Annotated in this window: 14 protein-coding genes; all 14 read right to left on the minus strand. The window is 54.6% G+C overall.

Annotated features, from left to right (window positions below):
- Positions 1–418: 418 nt before the first annotated feature.
- Positions 419–1,141, minus strand: coding sequence for a stalk domain-containing protein (locus tag HMPREF1207_RS05635; RefSeq protein ID WP_009673336.1), 723 nt, complete (start codon positions 1,139–1,141; stop codon positions 419–421).
- Between the two features lie 143 nt (positions 1,142–1,284).
- Positions 1,285–1,866: a DJ-1/PfpI family protein gene (locus HMPREF1207_RS05640; RefSeq protein ID WP_009673318.1), complete on the minus strand. Its 582-nt coding sequence runs from the start codon at positions 1,864–1,866 to the stop codon at positions 1,285–1,287.
- 176 nt (positions 1,867–2,042) lie between these two features.
- Positions 2,043–2,741: a cysteine hydrolase family protein gene (locus HMPREF1207_RS05645; protein WP_231392013.1), complete on the minus strand. Its 699-nt coding sequence runs from the start codon at positions 2,739–2,741 to the stop codon at positions 2,043–2,045.
- An 81-nt stretch (positions 2,742–2,822) separates the two neighbouring features.
- The gene (locus tag HMPREF1207_RS05650; RefSeq protein ID WP_009673327.1) at positions 2,823–3,902 is read right to left on the minus strand and encodes a DUF418 domain-containing protein; all 1,080 of its coding nucleotides are present in this window, start codon (positions 3,900–3,902) and stop codon (positions 2,823–2,825) included.
- Between the two features lie 103 nt (positions 3,903–4,005).
- Positions 4,006–4,362 carry a glyoxalase superfamily protein gene (locus tag HMPREF1207_RS05655; RefSeq protein ID WP_009673304.1) on the minus strand — a complete coding sequence of 119 codons (357 nt, stop codon included), beginning with the start codon at positions 4,360–4,362 and terminating at the stop codon, positions 4,006–4,008.
- Between the two features lie 22 nt (positions 4,363–4,384).
- A complete protein-coding gene (locus HMPREF1207_RS05660) occupies positions 4,385–5,431 on the minus strand; it encodes a hypothetical protein (protein WP_009673316.1) in 1,047 nt (348 codons plus the stop codon).
- A gap of 26 nt (positions 5,432–5,457) precedes the next feature.
- A complete protein-coding gene (locus HMPREF1207_RS05665; protein ID WP_009673343.1) occupies positions 5,458–6,198 on the minus strand; it encodes a YdcF family protein in 741 nt (246 codons plus the stop codon).
- A 73-nt stretch (positions 6,199–6,271) separates the two neighbouring features.
- Entirely contained in the window at positions 6,272–6,622 is a 351-nt protein-coding gene (locus HMPREF1207_RS05670) for a VOC family protein (protein ID WP_009673337.1), read from the minus strand.
- Between the two features lie 76 nt (positions 6,623–6,698).
- Entirely contained in the window at positions 6,699–7,223 is a 525-nt protein-coding gene (locus HMPREF1207_RS05675; RefSeq protein WP_231392014.1) for an HXXEE domain-containing protein, read from the minus strand.
- Between the two features lie 23 nt (positions 7,224–7,246).
- Positions 7,247–7,978 (minus strand): metallophosphoesterase family protein, encoded by a 732-nt coding sequence (locus tag HMPREF1207_RS05680; protein ID WP_009673296.1) that lies wholly within the window; start codon positions 7,976–7,978, stop codon positions 7,247–7,249.
- A gap of 171 nt (positions 7,979–8,149) precedes the next feature.
- On the minus strand, positions 8,150–8,530 hold the full coding sequence (locus HMPREF1207_RS05685; protein WP_009673298.1) for a YhcH/YjgK/YiaL family protein: 381 nt from the start codon (positions 8,528–8,530) through the stop codon (positions 8,150–8,152).
- The gene (locus HMPREF1207_RS05690; protein ID WP_231392015.1) at positions 8,527–10,620 is read right to left on the minus strand and encodes a methyl-accepting chemotaxis protein; all 2,094 of its coding nucleotides are present in this window, start codon (positions 10,618–10,620) and stop codon (positions 8,527–8,529) included. The genes HMPREF1207_RS05685 and HMPREF1207_RS05690 overlap by 4 nt, the downstream gene beginning before the upstream one ends.
- Before the next feature lie 359 nt (positions 10,621–10,979).
- Positions 10,980–12,626, minus strand: coding sequence for a hypothetical protein (locus HMPREF1207_RS05695; protein WP_009673326.1), 1,647 nt, complete (start codon positions 12,624–12,626; stop codon positions 10,980–10,982).
- 108 nt (positions 12,627–12,734) lie between these two features.
- Entirely contained in the window at positions 12,735–16,667 is a 3,933-nt protein-coding gene (locus tag HMPREF1207_RS05700; RefSeq protein WP_009673319.1) for a hypothetical protein, read from the minus strand.
- Positions 16,668–16,670 lie beyond the last annotated feature (3 nt).

Here is a 16,670-nt window from a genome sequence, read left to right on the forward strand (position 1 = left end):
CGGTTCGGCACGACGGCAACGACGGCCAACTGCAGTTGGCATGCCAGTCTAAGTCTATTTGCTAGCCCTCTTTCACCAGCGCATCGATAGCGGACTTACCCTCCATATCCTTAGAAAGCTTAATCACTTGTTACATCAATGAGATCACGTTATAATTCACTCATTTCTTTATAAAACAAAAGAGGATGAGTACCACGCATAAGGGGATATCCCTTTTACATGACTCATCCTTTTTTATAACGTCTACCCTTGTATTCAATTGCTTATTGCTATTGGTTTTATTGGACTTCCTCCACCTTTAATGTTACAGAGTAAGAACTTCCTTTTTTATCTATTGATACCGACTGCGGCTTCAAGTGCGGGATGTGATCGCGCATAACGGTAGTCCTCTATAGCCTGCGGAGCCTGCCGAGCTTTTTTAGTTTGTGGCAGGACTGTCTTCCGATGTCCCGTCCAGACCCACCACAAATAAATGTACCTTCTTATCGGCCGGGTTCACGTAGGAGATGGAATAAAAGTGCAGCTTATCGTTTTTCCAGCCGATAAATAAACTCGCTCCGACCTTTTTGTTGTTCAAGCCTTCGTAATCGATTACGTGGTCCGGAGTCCCCTCGGGACGCTCGTATCCGGCCTCTTTGAAATAGTCAACTTTCGAAAAAGAATCGCTGCCGTTTTCAACATCTCCGTTATCAGTGGCATTTTCAAGTTTTACTTGGAGCCGGGCCGCCACTTCTTCCCGAGACAAGCCTGGCTTCAATTTCTCTTTGATCTCGGCAATTTTTTGCGCGATCTGCTTGTCTCTGTCAGACTCGCCGGATTGCGGAGGGGAAACAGGGACGTCTTTGCCGGGAACGGATGTGATCGCGATCGTTTTCGCATCATTATTCCACTGGACTTGTCCGCCCATCGCCTCCACGACCGCTTTGGCCGGAACGTAGGAAGTCCCGTCGATAATGACCGGGGCCAGCTCACTCCCTTCCCCGTTTTTCGGGGTCCAGGCTTCATTGTTGAGCGTAATCTTGATAGCAGGATTCAGATAGGCTTCGATTTTCTCCACTCCGCCGGAGGCATAACTGGTCGCCCCCAACACGGCGGCTAATCCGCATGCACCCAATAGGGTCATGTACTTCTTTTTCATCATTTTCTCTCCTTCTCCTTGGTTTTCTGAAAGGAGTGACCCCTTCCTTAAAACGATCCAGAAATAAGTGTAGCACAATACAACTGTTTATTTTTAACAAAATTGTAAATTCAGATGTCTAAAACAGGTCTTTAAACAGCGTGTTCTTAAACCTCGACCATTCCGCTTTGCTGATACGGGTAGTCGATCTGTTCCTTCACTTGGTCCGCAGCTTCCCGCCCGGCGAGCATTTCGACCACATAGAGTCCTAAATCAATGGAAGCCGATACCCCTCCGCCCGTGACGACATGGCCGTCCTTGACGATTCTGGCCCGGACCACTTCCTTGCAATACGGTTCCAGCAGCTCATAAGCTTTCGGATGCGTGGTTGCTTTCCGGTTCTTCAGAAATCCGGCCGCCCCGAGCAAAAGCGAACCCGTGCATACCGAAACCACGTGTTTGACTTCTATCGCCTGACTCAGCCAGTCCACGAACTCCTTCTGAAACCTGAGCTTTCTCGTCCCGAGACCGCCCGGAACAAACAGCAGGTCATACTCCGACAGGTCCGGTTTTATTTTGCCGGCACGGATCGTCAAGCCCTGCTCGTCCTTTACCTCTGGCGCAAGCGCACAAATATCCCATGTCGTTCCTTTCGTCTTGTCGAACAGGCGGAGCCGGTTGACGACATCGTAGAAGCCGATAAAATCCAGAAACGTGATTCCGTCAAACACGACAAATGCGATTTTCATTCCTATACCTCCTCATGGAAAAAACTCAGATTAATATATATAAAACAGAATTATTTCTTCTAAAAATCCGTGCAGATGGCCCTGAAGCTCGCCATCTCTTACCGTTATGTATTCAAGGAAACTGACCCGCCGGACCAGGAAGAACGCACCCCGGATTCATCGAAAACCGAGCCTTTTCAGGAAGCGGAAGAGGATGCCCGATCAGACGACGGACGGTCCGCAATTTGCGCGAAAGTTTGGCCGATGTCCCTGATTAAAGAAGCCGAATCATAAATCGAAATTCCGATATTTCCGATTTCTTCCTTCCCCTTCTCGTACACGCCGGAAACGGCATCTTCCACCATGATCGCTTTAAAGTCGCGCTCGCTCGCCTCGTACATGCTCGTCCTGGGACAGTTCGGGAAATTACAGCCCGTAAAAATAAGGGTGTCGATGCCCCGCTCTTTCAGGAAATTTTCCAATTTCGTGTTGTAAAAAGCTCCCCAGCGGGGTTTGTATAGAACCCACTCCCGCTCACCGATCGCCTGGATCTCTCCGCCGAGCAGCGCCTCGAACCGCAGCTCCTCCGCATGGGGCGGTTTTATCGCATCCGCGAGATCCGCGCCCCAAGTCCCGGGCGCTGCGATAGCCGCTCCCGCCTCGATCATTTCTTTGCGGCACAGATCCGCATTGGAGCCGTCCCGTTCGTAAATCCGGATCACGTGGATAACCGGGATGCCATGGGCCCGGCATTGTTCGAGGAGGCGGCCCATAACGGGCAGCACCTCGCTCGTACCCGGAATCTCGGCGGGGGCGCCGGGCAGGCTGAAATCGTTCTGCGTGTCGATCGTCAATAACGCGCATGTCGCTAAATTCGGCTGGATATACATACTCATTCCTGCTCATCTCCCCGAATCCTTTTTCCACAATTATACATTCGATTCCACCCTTCGTCTAATACAAGGTCCGTTCTACGCTTACAGCTTTCTCATCAAGGCTTCCAGCGGCCCTCTGCTAAATTTGCGTCTCCAAAGAAGAGTCGCCCCGACCGCAGCGGCAAAATAACCGATAGAATACGCGACGGAGAAAGGCAGGGAGCCGTTTTCCAGCACCCCCAGCGCCTCCAGAAGACCAAGGCCCGCAATGACGTGCAAAATATAGTGGCTCAGCGCCATTTGCCCCGTTCGGACAAGAGCGGTGAGCATACGCTGTCCGGGCGCTTTCTCCGTCACGTAGATGCACGCGAAGATAACCAGCACGGCCGTGCTCGTCGCGGAAACCATATAGAGCAAATTGGGCGGCATAGGCTTCGTCTCAAAAAGATAGCGTGCTCCCTCTTCTCCAATCGCGGAAGAGCTCAGCTTTAGGGCAAGCCGTGAGATCAGTTCGCTCAAAGCGAACACGATCAGAGAGGCGGTCACCCGCTTGATACGCACAGACGGATCGGTAAGGTCCAGACGGCCGATCAACATCCCCGTCACAAAAAAAGAAAACCACGGAAGCGCGGGATGGAACCCGTTAAAGAACAGATTCCGGATAAAGCCGCCGACCGTCCAAAAATCCGTGTAAGCATGAAAAGAGGCATCCCAACCCGCCCCATAATCCAGCGCGAGCTGTGCGCATTGACCCGCCAATACGGCGGTAACGGCCGCACCCGCAAGGAAGCGGTCAGATGAACGGATCAGGAATGAAGCCGCAAACAAAAACAAGGCATAGTAGTGCAAAATATCCGCCGTCCATCCCAATGCGAGCAGAAACAGTCCAAGCGCAAGCAGGTACGCCGACCTTTTGCGGAGGACGAGTTTCTGCTTCGCCAGCTCGGGCTTGTCACCCCGCCGGGCTCTGCGGGTCATGAGGGAAATGCCGATCCCCGCCAGCACGACAAATACCGCGGAGGCTCTCCCCTCGAACAAACCGGCGAATCCGGCCAGCCACGAGGGCCCGCTTCCATCCGCCATCATCGCGATCTTGTAGTTCACCACGATCATCCCGAAGATGGATAAAGCCCGGGCCAAATCCAGCCCGGAAACTCGCGCTTCTTTTTTAACGACCATCATAATAAAATCCTCCAGCTTAGTATTTTACCTACCGGTAAGTAAAATACTAACCGAAAAAAGACCGGTCTGCAACCGGACATTTTTTAATATGCACCCTGTTTGCTTATTCGAAGAAAATCAGTTTATTCCCGAAGGGGTCGGTTACCGTGCATTCTTTTGTTTTCCAGGGCGTCAGTTCGATCCCGGGCCTAGCGTAGGGATAATTTTTGCCGATCAGCGCCTTCTGCAGATCTTCTACGCCGGAAACCGCAATCCGGAGCGCCGCTCCGGGGCTGCAATCTCCGTAATGCTCGCTGAGTTGAAGAACGATTTCATCCCGGGAAATCTGCATGTACAAAGGCATGCCGGGCTCGAAGCGCTGTTCCCAATCCAGCGTGAACTCCAGAAACTCCACATAAAATTGTTTGGCTTTCTTTTCATCGAATATGCGCAAAATAGGGGTTATTCCCGTTAAGGTCATTTCGTTGGCGCCTCCGTAAGTGTTATTGAGAATGTTCCGTAACCGTAAAAACGGTGATTTCCCGGTCGATCAAACTCAGAAATTGTCTGACCCCGGGATGATAGGCCGATGCGGATAAGCCCGAATTGGCGTACAATTCCTCTCCCGTTCCGGAATCGTAAATTCTGAAGCCGCTCTCAGCGGATGTGCAGTACAGATAGTCATCATAATACAGATCGCCGAAGGCAATCTTAAAGGAAATCGACTCCTTCCCGTCACGGACATCCAGGATTCTTATGAAAAAATCCTCGGAAAGGGGCGTTTCTTCCTCTCCCGCCAACAGGTCGGGATCGTAACGCCCGATGATTCCGATTTTTGTTTTTCCAATCCAGCAAATAGGCTCGTTCCAGTCATATTTGCCCCACCAAAGCGTCGTTCTGCTTTCCCCGTCCTCGGATTCCCAAACATTTTCCGTTAACCATTTCTTAACGTTCCACGCGGTAACGGAACCGGTAGGATGCCATATCCAGCCGTTATCCGCTATCCAGTCGCCCTCAGGAGATACGAGCAGCTGTCCATGAAAATAATCCAGAAGATGCTCCGCTTCACTAGAGCCGTCTTCATCGGTAACAGAATAAGGATCCGGTCTGGGGACTACAGATTCTCCGCTATGCATGTCCGTAATGTCCAGCCGATTCCATTTTGTACCATGCACAAACAGGGTGCGATTGTTGTCTTCCAGAAAAACCGCGGGAAATATGGACTGTTCGTAATGATAGTCGTCTCTCTCGAACGGACGGAGGACCTTTTTTTGTGCGATATCCACAATTACTCCGTTTTTCCCATAAGTATTGACGACTGAAATGAATTCCTCTTGAACGGAAACCGCAAGTGTCACGCGTTCTTCGAAATTTATTTCCGGGCACTGGACGGAACAAATCCGTTCAATGGAATCCGATACGGTATCCAGCGTATAAAGATTCCCTTTTTCCGTGACAACGATGAATTTCATCGACTTTAACAAAGGTTTCGTATCAACTATACGTTCATCCAGCCGTGAACCGAGCTTCTTTGTTTTGACTTCGAACACCTGTTATCCCGCCTCCTTTCCCCGAATCAACTTACCCATGTCTTGATCATCGCGAAGTATTCCCGGATCATATTAATCGGTTTGAGATGCGCCGGTGACGGGCTCGAAAGGCCGTACGCTTCATAGCCTTCCCGTTTCGCCAGCAGCTTGGCCCGGTACATGTGATAGTCGCTTGTGACAATGAGGATCTGCGGATCGTGGATGCCCTTTTCTTTCAAAACGGCTTTGGTAAACCTCAAATTCTCGCGGGTGCTTGTCGATCTGCTTTCGAGAAGAATCCGGTTCTCCGCGATTCCTTTCTTCACCAGGTAGTCCCTCATAGCCACCGCTTCCGGCACATTCTCGCCCGGGCCTTGACCGCCCGATACGACCACGGTGATGTCCTTCTTCCCGGAAACGTAAGCGAGCGCCGCATCCAGTCTCTGCTGAAGCGTGAGCGATACCTCGAATCCTTTCAGGCCCGATCCCAATATAACGACGGTATCCGCTCCCGAAGTTCCGGCTTCGTCGGCGCCCATTTGCGAGAGCACGAACGATTCCACGACCGCAAAAGAAAGGGCGATCAGCAGCGAGCCCGCCCACAGCGTTTTTCGCAGCCTCACGCGCTTGCTAAAATCAATCCTCCTGATTATCAGGAGAAGGACGACTGCGGCGCAAAAAAGCATCATCCCGAACCGTCCTCTAAACAAAAAAGGAGAGCTCAAAAATGTCAGCACCAACAACACGTCCGCCACTTTCGCTTTCCTGATTCCAGACCATCTCTTCATGTCACGGTTCTCCTTAATCTTCCCCGCCTATAACCGGCGGATTTGCAGAACGAAATCGTTTTTTTGGTAAATCTTATTTGCAGACCATAAGGAGATTCCCGTCCGGGTCCGTAAAATTGAACCAGTGCCCGTGCTCGATGTCGGAGACCAGCCGGACGCCAAGGCTTTTCATGTATGCATAGGACTGCTCGATATCGTCTGTTGCGAACTGGACCACCGGCGCTTTAAATACCGTCTCCGGCGAGTAGATTTTACTGTCGAGCACAATTCCCGCCCCCTGCATCGGCAGGATATACAAGTGGCCGAACAGCACCTCGCCGTCCGCGGGGAGGCCCAGTATCTTGCAGTACCAGCTCGCCGCTTGTTCAATATCGCTTACCGGGATAAAGACGGTGAGAATCTTATTTTGGATGGGACTGTTCATTTTCGTTCCTCCTATTCGATCCGGCATTCATTTGCGATGGCATGGCGGCAGCTTAATTGCAGCCGTATTCCCGCTCTTAATCCGGCACGACCTTCTTCCCGAGCTTATGCCCGGCCAGCACGACCGGCAGCAAAAGCAGCCCCAGCGGCGCACAGGTCAGCAGGTCCTGCCAAGTTGCCGCTCCGTCCCGGAGCAGCCTGTAAAACAAATAAACCGAGTAGGGCAGGCTTACCGCGACGGCGGTCACCACACCCGGTGTGTAAGATCTCAGCAGGACCGACTGTCCCAGATGGGTAAATACATGCACGAACAGGAGCGCATTGAACCCGATAAACAAGGCCCAAATTCCCCTCTCGGCCGCCAAATACGTAACCGGGATAAAAAGAATAAATTCAACAAACACGGCCACGGCAAACTGCGAAGATTTCACGTTCGACATGTCCTTGAACAATTTTTGTCCCGGTCCCGGGACTCTCGGCCGGAGCCTCGCGTAGTTTCTGTTCATCCACGACTCCACAAAAATGATTTCTTCGAAATCGTGAATCATAAACGCCGCGAGGAACAGCCAGACGACCGCGTTCAGCGAAAGATAATCGTCCATGAGCATAGGTTCCCCCGTCTACTCTAGTCTTTGATGCCCCGGTATCTCGCGGTACGAAGCTCTTTGATATAAGCATCCAGCGCCGGCATGCCCGACTCCACGGCCTGGCTGACCGAGCGCTCGATATCGTAAGGAACTCTTACGAACCGAATTTCAAGAGGGGCCGCCGTCGGGGAATCGAAGCTGCCCTCCAGAACGACGTAGGAAGCCTGGGTCAGATCGAGCGGATTTCCGACGCTTCCGACATTGAACAGCACTTTGCCGTACAAATGCTGGAGATACGCGTTATGTATATCGCCGTAACCGACGATATCGGCGGGAATCTGCTCCCGGCATTTATCCGACGATTCGAAGAGGGAAAGCCGCTTCTCCAGCTCGTCCCACGGCTGTACGCGCTCGTACAGGCTCCGGGGCGAAGCGTGGAACAGCCGGACGTATTTGCCGCTCATATAAAATTCGAGCGAAAAAGGCAGTCCCGCCAAGTATTCCAGCCGCTCTTTCCCGAGCACGTTCTGATGCCACTTCAGATCCTCGATCTCCGTTTCCCGGGTGATGAAATCGTCCCAGTTCCCGCTCACAACCTCCTCGCAGTGCTCGCGGATCAGATCGACCGCCTTATCGCCATGCGGTCCTTTGCCTATCAGGTCGCCCAGGCAAAAGATTCTCGTGATGTCTTTGCGCCGGATATCTTCCAGCACGGCTTCCAGCGCCGGTATGTTTCCGTGAATGTCTGACAGGATCGCTATTTTGTCCACACGTTTGTCCTCCGTAAGTCCGGCAGGTTAACCTGCTCTCTGTATTGGGTTGTATCTACTTTCGATCCGCCCGAGGCGGCTTCCTTCTTTTCCCTCCCAAACATTCTTTCATTCCTTAGACGAAATAGACGAAAAAAAAGACTGCAATGATGGCTCATCGCAGTCTTTCGTTCAGGCTTCTTCAAACAAGGTTGTACGGATTTTGAACACCGCTTTGCGAATCGGAGAAGCAGGTTCCCCGTCTCCGCTCCTCAGACCGGGCCGGTGAATGTCCTCCGGGAAGAATACGGCGTGCATGCCCGGGGTCAGCCGGAACCGCTCTTCTCCCTCAGCGACTTCGAACAGGGTAGTTCCCGTATCCCCATGTCTTATGCAGCCGGAGGTCTCCGGGCACGTCAGACGCTTGGGACGCCGGGCGGGACCCCGCGAGTCCTTGCCGCCGATACCTCCCTCCTCCGCCCGCTCCTCCGGGCGACCTACGCCAAAGAAGCCTGCCGGATCGGCAGGCTTCTTTGCGTGTGGTGCGGGGGGCTGTTCCGGCCCACCCGTCATATTTTGAAATTGGCGATCGTTTGCTTCAACTGCTCGGCGCTTTCCCGTGTTCCTTCCACGATGTTCAGCACTTTGTCCGAACTGTCCATCGCAACGCTCGCTTGGTCCGAAATACTTCCCGTTCCGGCGGCAGACTCGTTGTTCGCAATCGATATTTCGTTGATCATGAGCGCCATATCCTCGATCGCCCGGCTCAGTTCATGCGCGGTCGCGTTGAAGTCGCCCAGCAATTTTTCGTAAAATTCCGCGTCCTGGTAGTACTGCTGGCCCGTTTCGACCATCGCGTTGTAATCGTTGATAACGGTCGTATCGATAAAGGTGAGCATGCTTTCGGAGTTCGCCTTCAAATTCTGCACCGAAGAGGTGACGATTTGGACGACTTCGCGAATTTTGTTCGCGGAGTGTCCGGATACCTCGGCCAGTTTGCGGATTTCCCCTGCCACAACGGCAAAGCCTCTGCCCGCCTCCCCTGCTCTCGCCGCCTCGATATTGGCGTTCAGGGCCAGAAGATTGGTTTGAGCCGTAATCTCCAGAATGGAGTTCGCCAGTACCTGAATCTGCTCGACGGCTTTGGCCTGCTCGATGGCGCTCTCCAGGCTCTCCCGCATTTGCCGGCCGATCTCAACCGCCCGCTCGGACGATGCGACCGCGGTTTCGCGCAAATCCTCCGCCCGTTTGCTGACTTCCTTCGAAGCCTCTTCGCCTTGCTTCGCTTTGTCCGCAATCCGGTCGACGGACTGGCGGATGCTCGAGGACGAATGGTTCATTTCTTCCGTCGATGCGGCCGTTTCTTCCATGGCGGCGGCCATTTGCTGCGTCGTGCCGGACACGTTCTGAATTTGTCCGTTCAGATCCGTCAAATGGCTGCTCACCGCCGTTACCGAACTGCCGAGCTTATCCGACTCTTCCACAACCGTGCGGATCGTATCGCTGATCGAGGCCTGCATCGTGTGCATGGACTGCATCAAAACGCCCGTCTCATCCTTGGACTTCATATATTTCTGCGGAACCGGATGCGAGAAGTCACCGCCCGCGATCACTTTCAAGTGCCCGGTCGCCACTTTAATCGGCGTCGTAATCCGGTACGAAAGCAGCACGAGAATGGCCGCAAACACGAGAATACTGCCGATGATGACGATGACCAGACCTTTTTTCAGGGCCGTAACATTATGCATGTACTCATCGACCGGCTTGAAGGAAATAATGAACATATCCTGCAGAGACGATTTAGCGTAAGAAGCGATTTGCTGCTGACCGTTCAGCGTGAAATACCCGATCCCTTTCTTGTTCGCGCTGACTTCCTTAAAAAAGGCAGGCACGTCTCCTTCCGCTTTGGTCATATCGTATTTCAGCACTTCTTTGCCGTTTTCCGAAGCGACGAGAACCCCTGCCGCATTGATCATAAACGTCTTGACGTTGCCCTTCTCCGTGGACTTGACAATATTCGCCGACAGCTTGGTCAGATCAACCGCCGTCCCTACGATGGATGGCATCGCATCCGTACTTCCGTCCGGAATATGCGCCAGCAGCGCCATAATCGGCCCTCCGGTTACGGGAGACTCGACCGGTCCGTACAGGACGGGACCTTTCTTCATCCCTTCCAGGAGGGACTTGTCGAGATCGGCCACGCCGATATCGATGCCGACGGATTGTCCGCCGATGCCGTCCGATACGATCGCGCTGTTGTACGCGGCATAAATATTTTCGTACAAGCCGTTCGCATCCGTGATGAGCTTGCCCAGATAAGCGGATGTCGTGGCCGCGTTTTCCGATTTTGGGTTGCCGGTTTTCTTAATTTCCTTGAAGGTGTTGACCAAAAAAGGATTGTTCGCCATCGTCGAAGAACTTAACGATAAATTGGTGAACGCCAGATCCATCTGGTTCACCTTCTCCGAAACGATGTTCGTCATGGACTCCCTTGCTTCGGCTTCAAGCGAATCGGCCGATGAGCTGCTTGCAAACCACAGCGCGATTAGCATTGGAATAGTCATACAAGCAACCGATATCAGCATGATCTTCGCGAATAACCCGGTTAGATTGATTTTGCCGAGTATGCCTCGTGTCTGTTTTGCCTTGCTTTTTAACATCATGCTCCCCCTCATATAGCGGCGTACGCTAAAAATAGATATCTACTTTATCGACAAAAAAAGACAAAATGTTGATAGTAATTTTATTGAATTCGACATATATTCAAAGTAAATTGTTTCTCTGGAACTATTTTATATAGGACAAAAGAAACAGCCTCTTTACAAAGAGGCTGTTTCTTATTAGATAGTTTCTGCCGTTTCTTCCTGGGTAGGTTCTGTTGTTTCTTACTTATCAGCTGCCATGAAAATGCCGGGTGTTTTTCCGAAAAGCATACTCACTTCGACTTCTCTTCTTAATTGGATTTCTCCTCTTATTGGAATTCTCCTCTTCTATGAGAGTGGAGGGCTAACGATCCGTTCGGCTACAAGGTTCCCAGCACATCGATTAAGGCTTTCTTCTTATCTTCCCCAATAGGTTTCTCCAAAATCTCCTCCAGCAGCCGGGTCAGGAGCTCCACTCGTTCGGCACGTTCCGCTCCGTTCGTTTTCTCCAGGCCGTCGTACGGCAGAACGATATCTTCGGGAATTTCATCGGAGATTTTCACCGTAGCTTCTTCCCCGCTCGAACCGCTTCCTAGAGGAACAAAATAATAAACCGTACTCGGATTCACCTCATTGTCTTTGAAAAAGCTTTCGCCGACCCAGTAGCTTGCTCCCCTCCGTACCGGAAACATAAACGTGTTCGGGTTCGAATAATTGTACTTCGTCCAGTTGCCGGTAAAACCACCCGTATTCCCTCCGGTGGTCTGTACCATATATCCGTCGGTCCCTCCGTAAATCCAGCCCACCGATAAAACCTGCTTCCAGGGGAGGTGAACATAGCCGATCACAAAGCCGTCCGTTCCCGCCATATGCGTACCGGTGCTGATCCGCTGGTTGTACCCGAGAATCCCGACGCTGCCCGCTGCGCTTAAAGCCCCTTTAACCGTGGTGTCGGACAGGTTTGACCCGCCGCCGACCGTCAGCGCTCCCTGCACCAAAGAACTACCGAGCGATGCGGAGCCCTGAACCGTAAGCAGGCCCGTAACCGTCCCACCGGACATCGTTGCGGTGCCGGTTACGTTCAGCGCACTCTTCGCGTTCAGCATGCCGGTTACGTTCAGCGTGCCGGTTACGTCCGCGCCGCCGTTCAAAGATGCGGAGCCCGACACCTGCAGCGTCTTACCGTTCAATCCGGCGGCTGTCGCAATGTTTCCCGCTGCGGACACCGTGTTCGGCGTTTCGTCCGGGTTCGTGATATGTACGGTCACCGCTTCGTACACGTACAGCGTTTCGCCGCGAACCCCATCGGTCCGGCTTGCGATAAGAATAAAGGTGGTCGTCTGACTGAGGCCCTTCGTCACAACGAAAGAATTATCGGTTCCGCTGTACAGGGGAGCGGTGCCTGCCGTCGTAACAATCTGATACTGGCTGGCGTTGCCTTCCCAGCTGAGCTTGAACGCCTGGCCGTTCGCAAAGCTGCCGCCCGGCACGATGTCCGGTTTAGAGCTGTCGTAGGCGCCCGCCACAAAATTGCGTACAAAAATTTCCGGAAGCCCGATCGTCAAGCCGAAAGGCAGATCGCGCGGCTGATAGTCTCCGGAGAACGAGGAGGACGTCTCCAGGATGTGCAGGTTGCGGATGTCGCCGAGAGCGGCGGAGACCGAGCCGACGCCTACCGTCAAGATCAGTGGATAGTTAATCAGGTAATCCTGCGACGACTTGGCCGTAAATTTGAGCGGAATGTAGGATATGTCGGCCAGCCCCACCTCGCTGCCTTGGACGATCTTTCCGACCGCGTACTGCCACTTATCCGTATTGACACCCGGGTCAAAGATATCCTTCTGACTAAGCACCCCCGAAGGAATATACAGATCGATTTCCGGACAATAAACTTCCTTCCCGGGGGGAGGGGTCACGACCAAGGTTACGGTGCCGGAAGCGGAATATGTCTGCGTACTTGCCTGCAGGGGACTCGGTGACGTCAATATACTGTAATTCAAAAGTGCGGGGAGATCAGCTTTGCTCATCGTTTGAACCTCCATGGGTTTAAGTGCTCTTATGGTTTGCTTTAGCTTTGGGTTTAGCTTTGGGTTTAGCTTTGGGTTTAGCTTTGGGTTTAGCTTTGGGCTTTGGGTTTAGCCTTCAGATTCAGATTCGGATGTGTCCCTCTTGCCGGGCTCCGAAGGTCCGGTTCCGGTCCCTTGAGCGAACCCGCTCCGGAATTGCAGCGTGCCTTCGCGCAGCGACAGCGACCGGGAGTTCAGCCGGGCCTGCTGGCCGATTTCGGTCAAAGTGTACGTCAGAAAAGCGGACGGTCCGTCTTCTCGGGATTGCGGCTCCAGCCACTTCCACTGTCCTCCGTTATCCGAGGGAACGGGGAGCGTTATAACGCCTGACGGTCCGTTCTCTCCACCGGCTGTCTTATCCGGAGCCGGCTGAAGCACGGTCAGGATCGGCCCCGTCCGGAATTGGAGGTTTAACGCGCTCAGCACGGGATCGGTAAAACGCGCAGGCAGCTCCAGAGCCTGCACCGGAACGATGCCCGTAACCGCGTGAACCGCAGCGCGCGGATCCAGCAGCAGCATCACTTCGGCCTGCCGTGCGCCGTCAAACCGCAGCGAGAAGAAATTGCCGGGTCCGATCGGCCGGACATAACCGGCCGCTTCCTCTCCCGCTGCAAGCGGGTGGACGCTGTTAAACCGGTCGTAAGCGCCGTTAAGAAAATAGCCGATCAAGCCGTCCTTCCGGATTTCCGTGTCGCCCAGTCTCACCTCGTAATCGTTACCGGTAAAATCGGACGGCGGCGGATTGAAGGTGGCCGCCCAGCCGGTATACCTCGCGGCCGGTCCGTCCAGCGCCAGCTTCAGATTGGCGCGCACGAGCGCAAGCGGCCTTCCCGCGAGGACCGACACGTTCCGGTCGCTGCTTGCGGCGAGAGGATCGATCGTCCACAAGGAGGCATCGATCGCCTCAAGAAAGCGGCTGAAGGCAACTTCGTCCGCAGCCGTCAAGCTTTGCAGCATTTTGGCCAGCTCGGGCGCCCGCTTCTCAATATCCGCAAGATTACCGTAAGTACCCAGCGGCGCATAGAGCAGATGAACCCGTTTGACGCCGTCTTTTCCCGTGATCAGGCCGACGTCCCCGACAGCGCCGCCCTGCGCATCGTATACGGATACCGAGCCGTTAAGATGATTCGGGAGCAGCCAGCCCGCAACGGGGTTCGCCAGGCTGTCCAAGTCGGCAAACCTTCCCGCGTCCCGCGCGTCAATAAGACGGAAATCGAGGCGGATATGCTGATTCGGCCTCGGCGGCAGCTGGATGAACCGCTGGGCATTCTGCGCCTCGATCGGCGCGTCCGGCGCAAGACCTTCCGACAAAATCGGCTCAAACACGTCGGAGCGGCTGAGCCCCGAATCGCCGATTACTTCCAGCACTTGCCCGAACGCATCGTACACGGCTAAATAGGCGAAGGCGAACTGTCCCTGCCGGACTCCCTGGAATTCCAGCGTATCGCCGGTCGAGCGGATATAAGGGAGATCGTGATATTCGTCGCCGACGAGATCCGCCAGCGTTTTTTGCCCGCCGTCCTTAAACGTAAAAGTTAATCCGGGATCCGGCGACCGGTTTACACGCGTATCGCGTACAGCGAGCTGGCTGCCGAAACCGCCGAGCGATTGGGAGATAAAATCCCAGCCGTCGATATCTTCGATTAAACCGTCGAGCTGATCCAACAGCCCTTCGTCCGTATCTTCCGCTTCGCCTTGGCGCGTATGGACGAGTTTTTTCAACCGGTCCCGGAAAAGAAAGCTTGTCTGCGGCGTCAGCAAAATGTCTCCCCCGATCTGCCGGTCGTTCGAACCGGAGGCTTTGCCGTCATACCGGTAATCGGTTCCGTCGAACGTCCAGTTGGAATGCCCGATCGGATACCAGTCCGCCACCCATTTCAGAAGGAGCGGATTCCAGGGCTGCTGCCAGTCTCCGGGGACGAAGGCGGGGAGTATGCCTTGAAAACGGGCGGGATCGTGCCCCGCAATTATTTCCCGAGTGATCCCGGGATGACCCGCGGAAATGACCGGAGCGTTGTCCGGATCGAGCAGGAAAAACTCGGCCAGCAGCAAACCGACTGCGCCGGCAAGCTGCAAAGCAGTGTCCGGCGGGATGTAATCGCCCTGAAGAGCGGAGGCCAGTTCCGGCAGACTCAGCGGAAGCTTGGGCAGCGCCGCTGCCAGCTCATCCGCCGTCACGCTGTCGGTGCCGATGGTGATCCCGCCGACGATTTGCGCCGACAAGCGGCAGGACAAAGAACTGTCCGGACCGCTTATCCGGCCCGTACTTCCCGCACCGCTGATGAAGACGACGGGATCATTGGCCCGCCAGTAGCGGGGTCCTGCCACCGGCTTAAGGCTACGGTCCGCGTTCAGTTCCCCTTGGGCGCGCTTCGCCCGTTCGAAAGCTTCGATCCCGGCCGCCAGCGCCTCTTCCGGGGTCTGGCCCTCCCCTTCCGCCGGCCGGGGCACGCCTTGGCCGATCAACGATCCTGCCTCGCCGATGAGATCCATGATCTTCCTCGGCAGGCTGGCGATATTGTCCGGTCCTTCAGGCTTGGACGGATCGTAAGACGGATCGTTTTCGGCGGAGAGCGCCTTTGCGAATTGATCCTCGGTCAACCCGTCCGGCCGTGCGAATACCGGGTAGGATTCGTATTTCCCCCGCTTCCACCACGTGTCGTAAAGCCGCCTCCGGGCGGCTTTCAATTCATTCAGTTTTTCGTCCAGCGCGGCCTGCGTACCGTTCAGTGCCGTGAGCCATTGTTCCGGCGGACGTTCTCCGAGATTGTCCGGCCGGTCGGACTTCGCATCCACGACCGTCCACCGGTATCCGCCCGGCTTCGAGCCGAACCATTCCTGCCGGATACGGAGATCAAGAAGATCCCAGCCGCTCGGCTGGTCAAGTATATGAAGCATATCGTACTGAAACGCTTCGAGCAGTCCGGCCGCGTTGGGCATCTTCGCAAGCAGCTGCTGCGCTTTAACGTCGCCGTTCTTCGCTCGGTCGTTCAGCTGGCGCTCAATCATCGCTTTAAAAGCATCGGCCGACGTATTTCCGACCGCCACATGTATCCCTTTGCCCGCGGGATCTTTGTATTTGTCCTTGACCGTCGGCAGCACGCCCGAGCGGCTCCACTTCACGCCAAGCACCATTCCGTGGTACAAGCTGGCCTGCGGGACGTCGCCGTCCGGCACGGCGGAGCCGTCAGCGGGTCCGGCGGAGGCGGCTTTCTGAACCGTCCACGAGAACTCCGCAAGCTGCCGTTTGTAAGCGTCAACCGGCGAGCTTCCGGAAGGCTTTGCGCTTTGGCATTTTTGCAGGGGATCTTCCGCATGATTGGAATACCAGCCGGCCACCAGATAACTCACCGCGCACTCCGGCTCGGCATCATCCAATGGATCCCGGAAGGAAAACACCTGGCTGCAGTGGCTTTGAAACGCGCTGAAAAGCGGATTGCCCGGAGCGACGGCTTTCACAAACAGTTGTTCGATGCCTTTTTCCGACCAGCCGCTCAAATCGAATACTTGTCCGAGCACATCCGCGATTTGCCGGCCGCTGCCCCCTAACCGCCCGCCAGCCTGCTGCCGCACAGGATCCTTGCTTCCTTTCCACGCCTCTATAACGGCCGGATCAAAAACATAAGCCGCCGAACCCGCTCCGCCGGGTGCGTCGCTTTCCACGAGATACGCTTTGGATACGCGTCCGGCGGAAGTTCCACCAAAGCGCACGACTAGCCAGCGGTTCGGGACCAGGGGGAATTCCACGCGCCGTGTGACCGGGTCCTGAACACCGTGTTTTAACGCGTCGGGAAGCGTCCAGTGTACGTAAACGCCGGTATGATCGTCCGGATTTCCCGCGAAGCCTCCGCCCCGGTCCGTCGGATCGGGCTCGGAGCTTCCGAAGCTTTTGACCTGGGTATAATTGTGCTCCCAGCGCCGGAAAGGCTGGTTGGCCCAAACATACGCGTTTACCGCAAGAGCACTGACCTCGACGGGAACCAATAAGGTTGAATTATCCATGAT

It is taken from the genome of Paenibacillus sp. HGH0039 (genome assembly GCF_000411255.1).
Taxonomy (GTDB): domain Bacteria; phylum Bacillota; class Bacilli; order Paenibacillales; family NBRC-103111; genus Paenibacillus_F.

Bases quoted from the DNA above. Each gene is read 5' to 3' on its own strand.
- HMPREF1207_RS05635 (WP_009673336.1), bottom strand. From the start codon at position 1,141: ATGATGAAAAAGAAGTACATGACCCTATTGGGTGCATGCGGATTAGCC.
- HMPREF1207_RS05640 (WP_009673318.1), bottom strand. From the start codon at position 1,866: ATGAAAATCGCATTTGTCGTGTTTGACGGAATCACGTTTCTGGATTTT.
- HMPREF1207_RS05645 (WP_231392013.1), bottom strand. From the start codon at position 2,741: ATGAGTATGTATATCCAGCCGAATTTAGCGACATGCGCGTTATTGACG.
- HMPREF1207_RS05650 (WP_009673327.1), bottom strand. From the start codon at position 3,902: ATGATGGTCGTTAAAAAAGAAGCGCGAGTTTCCGGGCTGGATTTGGCC.
- HMPREF1207_RS05655 (WP_009673304.1), bottom strand. From the start codon at position 4,362: ATGACCTTAACGGGAATAACCCCTATTTTGCGCATATTCGATGAAAAG.
- HMPREF1207_RS05665 (WP_009673343.1), bottom strand. From the start codon at position 6,198: ATGAAGAGATGGTCTGGAATCAGGAAAGCGAAAGTGGCGGACGTGTTG.
- HMPREF1207_RS05670 (WP_009673337.1), bottom strand. From the start codon at position 6,622: ATGAACAGTCCCATCCAAAATAAGATTCTCACCGTCTTTATCCCGGTA.
- HMPREF1207_RS05675 (WP_231392014.1), bottom strand. From the start codon at position 7,223: ATGGACGATTATCTTTCGCTGAACGCGGTCGTCTGGCTGTTCCTCGCG.
- HMPREF1207_RS05685 (WP_009673298.1), bottom strand. From the start codon at position 8,530: ATGACGGGTGGGCCGGAACAGCCCCCCGCACCACACGCAAAGAAGCCT.
- HMPREF1207_RS05690 (WP_231392015.1), bottom strand. From the start codon at position 10,620: ATGATGTTAAAAAGCAAGGCAAAACAGACACGAGGCATACTCGGCAAA.
- HMPREF1207_RS05695 (WP_009673326.1), bottom strand. From the start codon at position 12,626: ATGAGCAAAGCTGATCTCCCCGCACTTTTGAATTACAGTATATTGACG.
- HMPREF1207_RS05700 (WP_009673319.1), bottom strand. From the start codon at position 16,667: ATGGATAATTCAACCTTATTGGTTCCCGTCGAGGTCAGTGCTCTTGCG.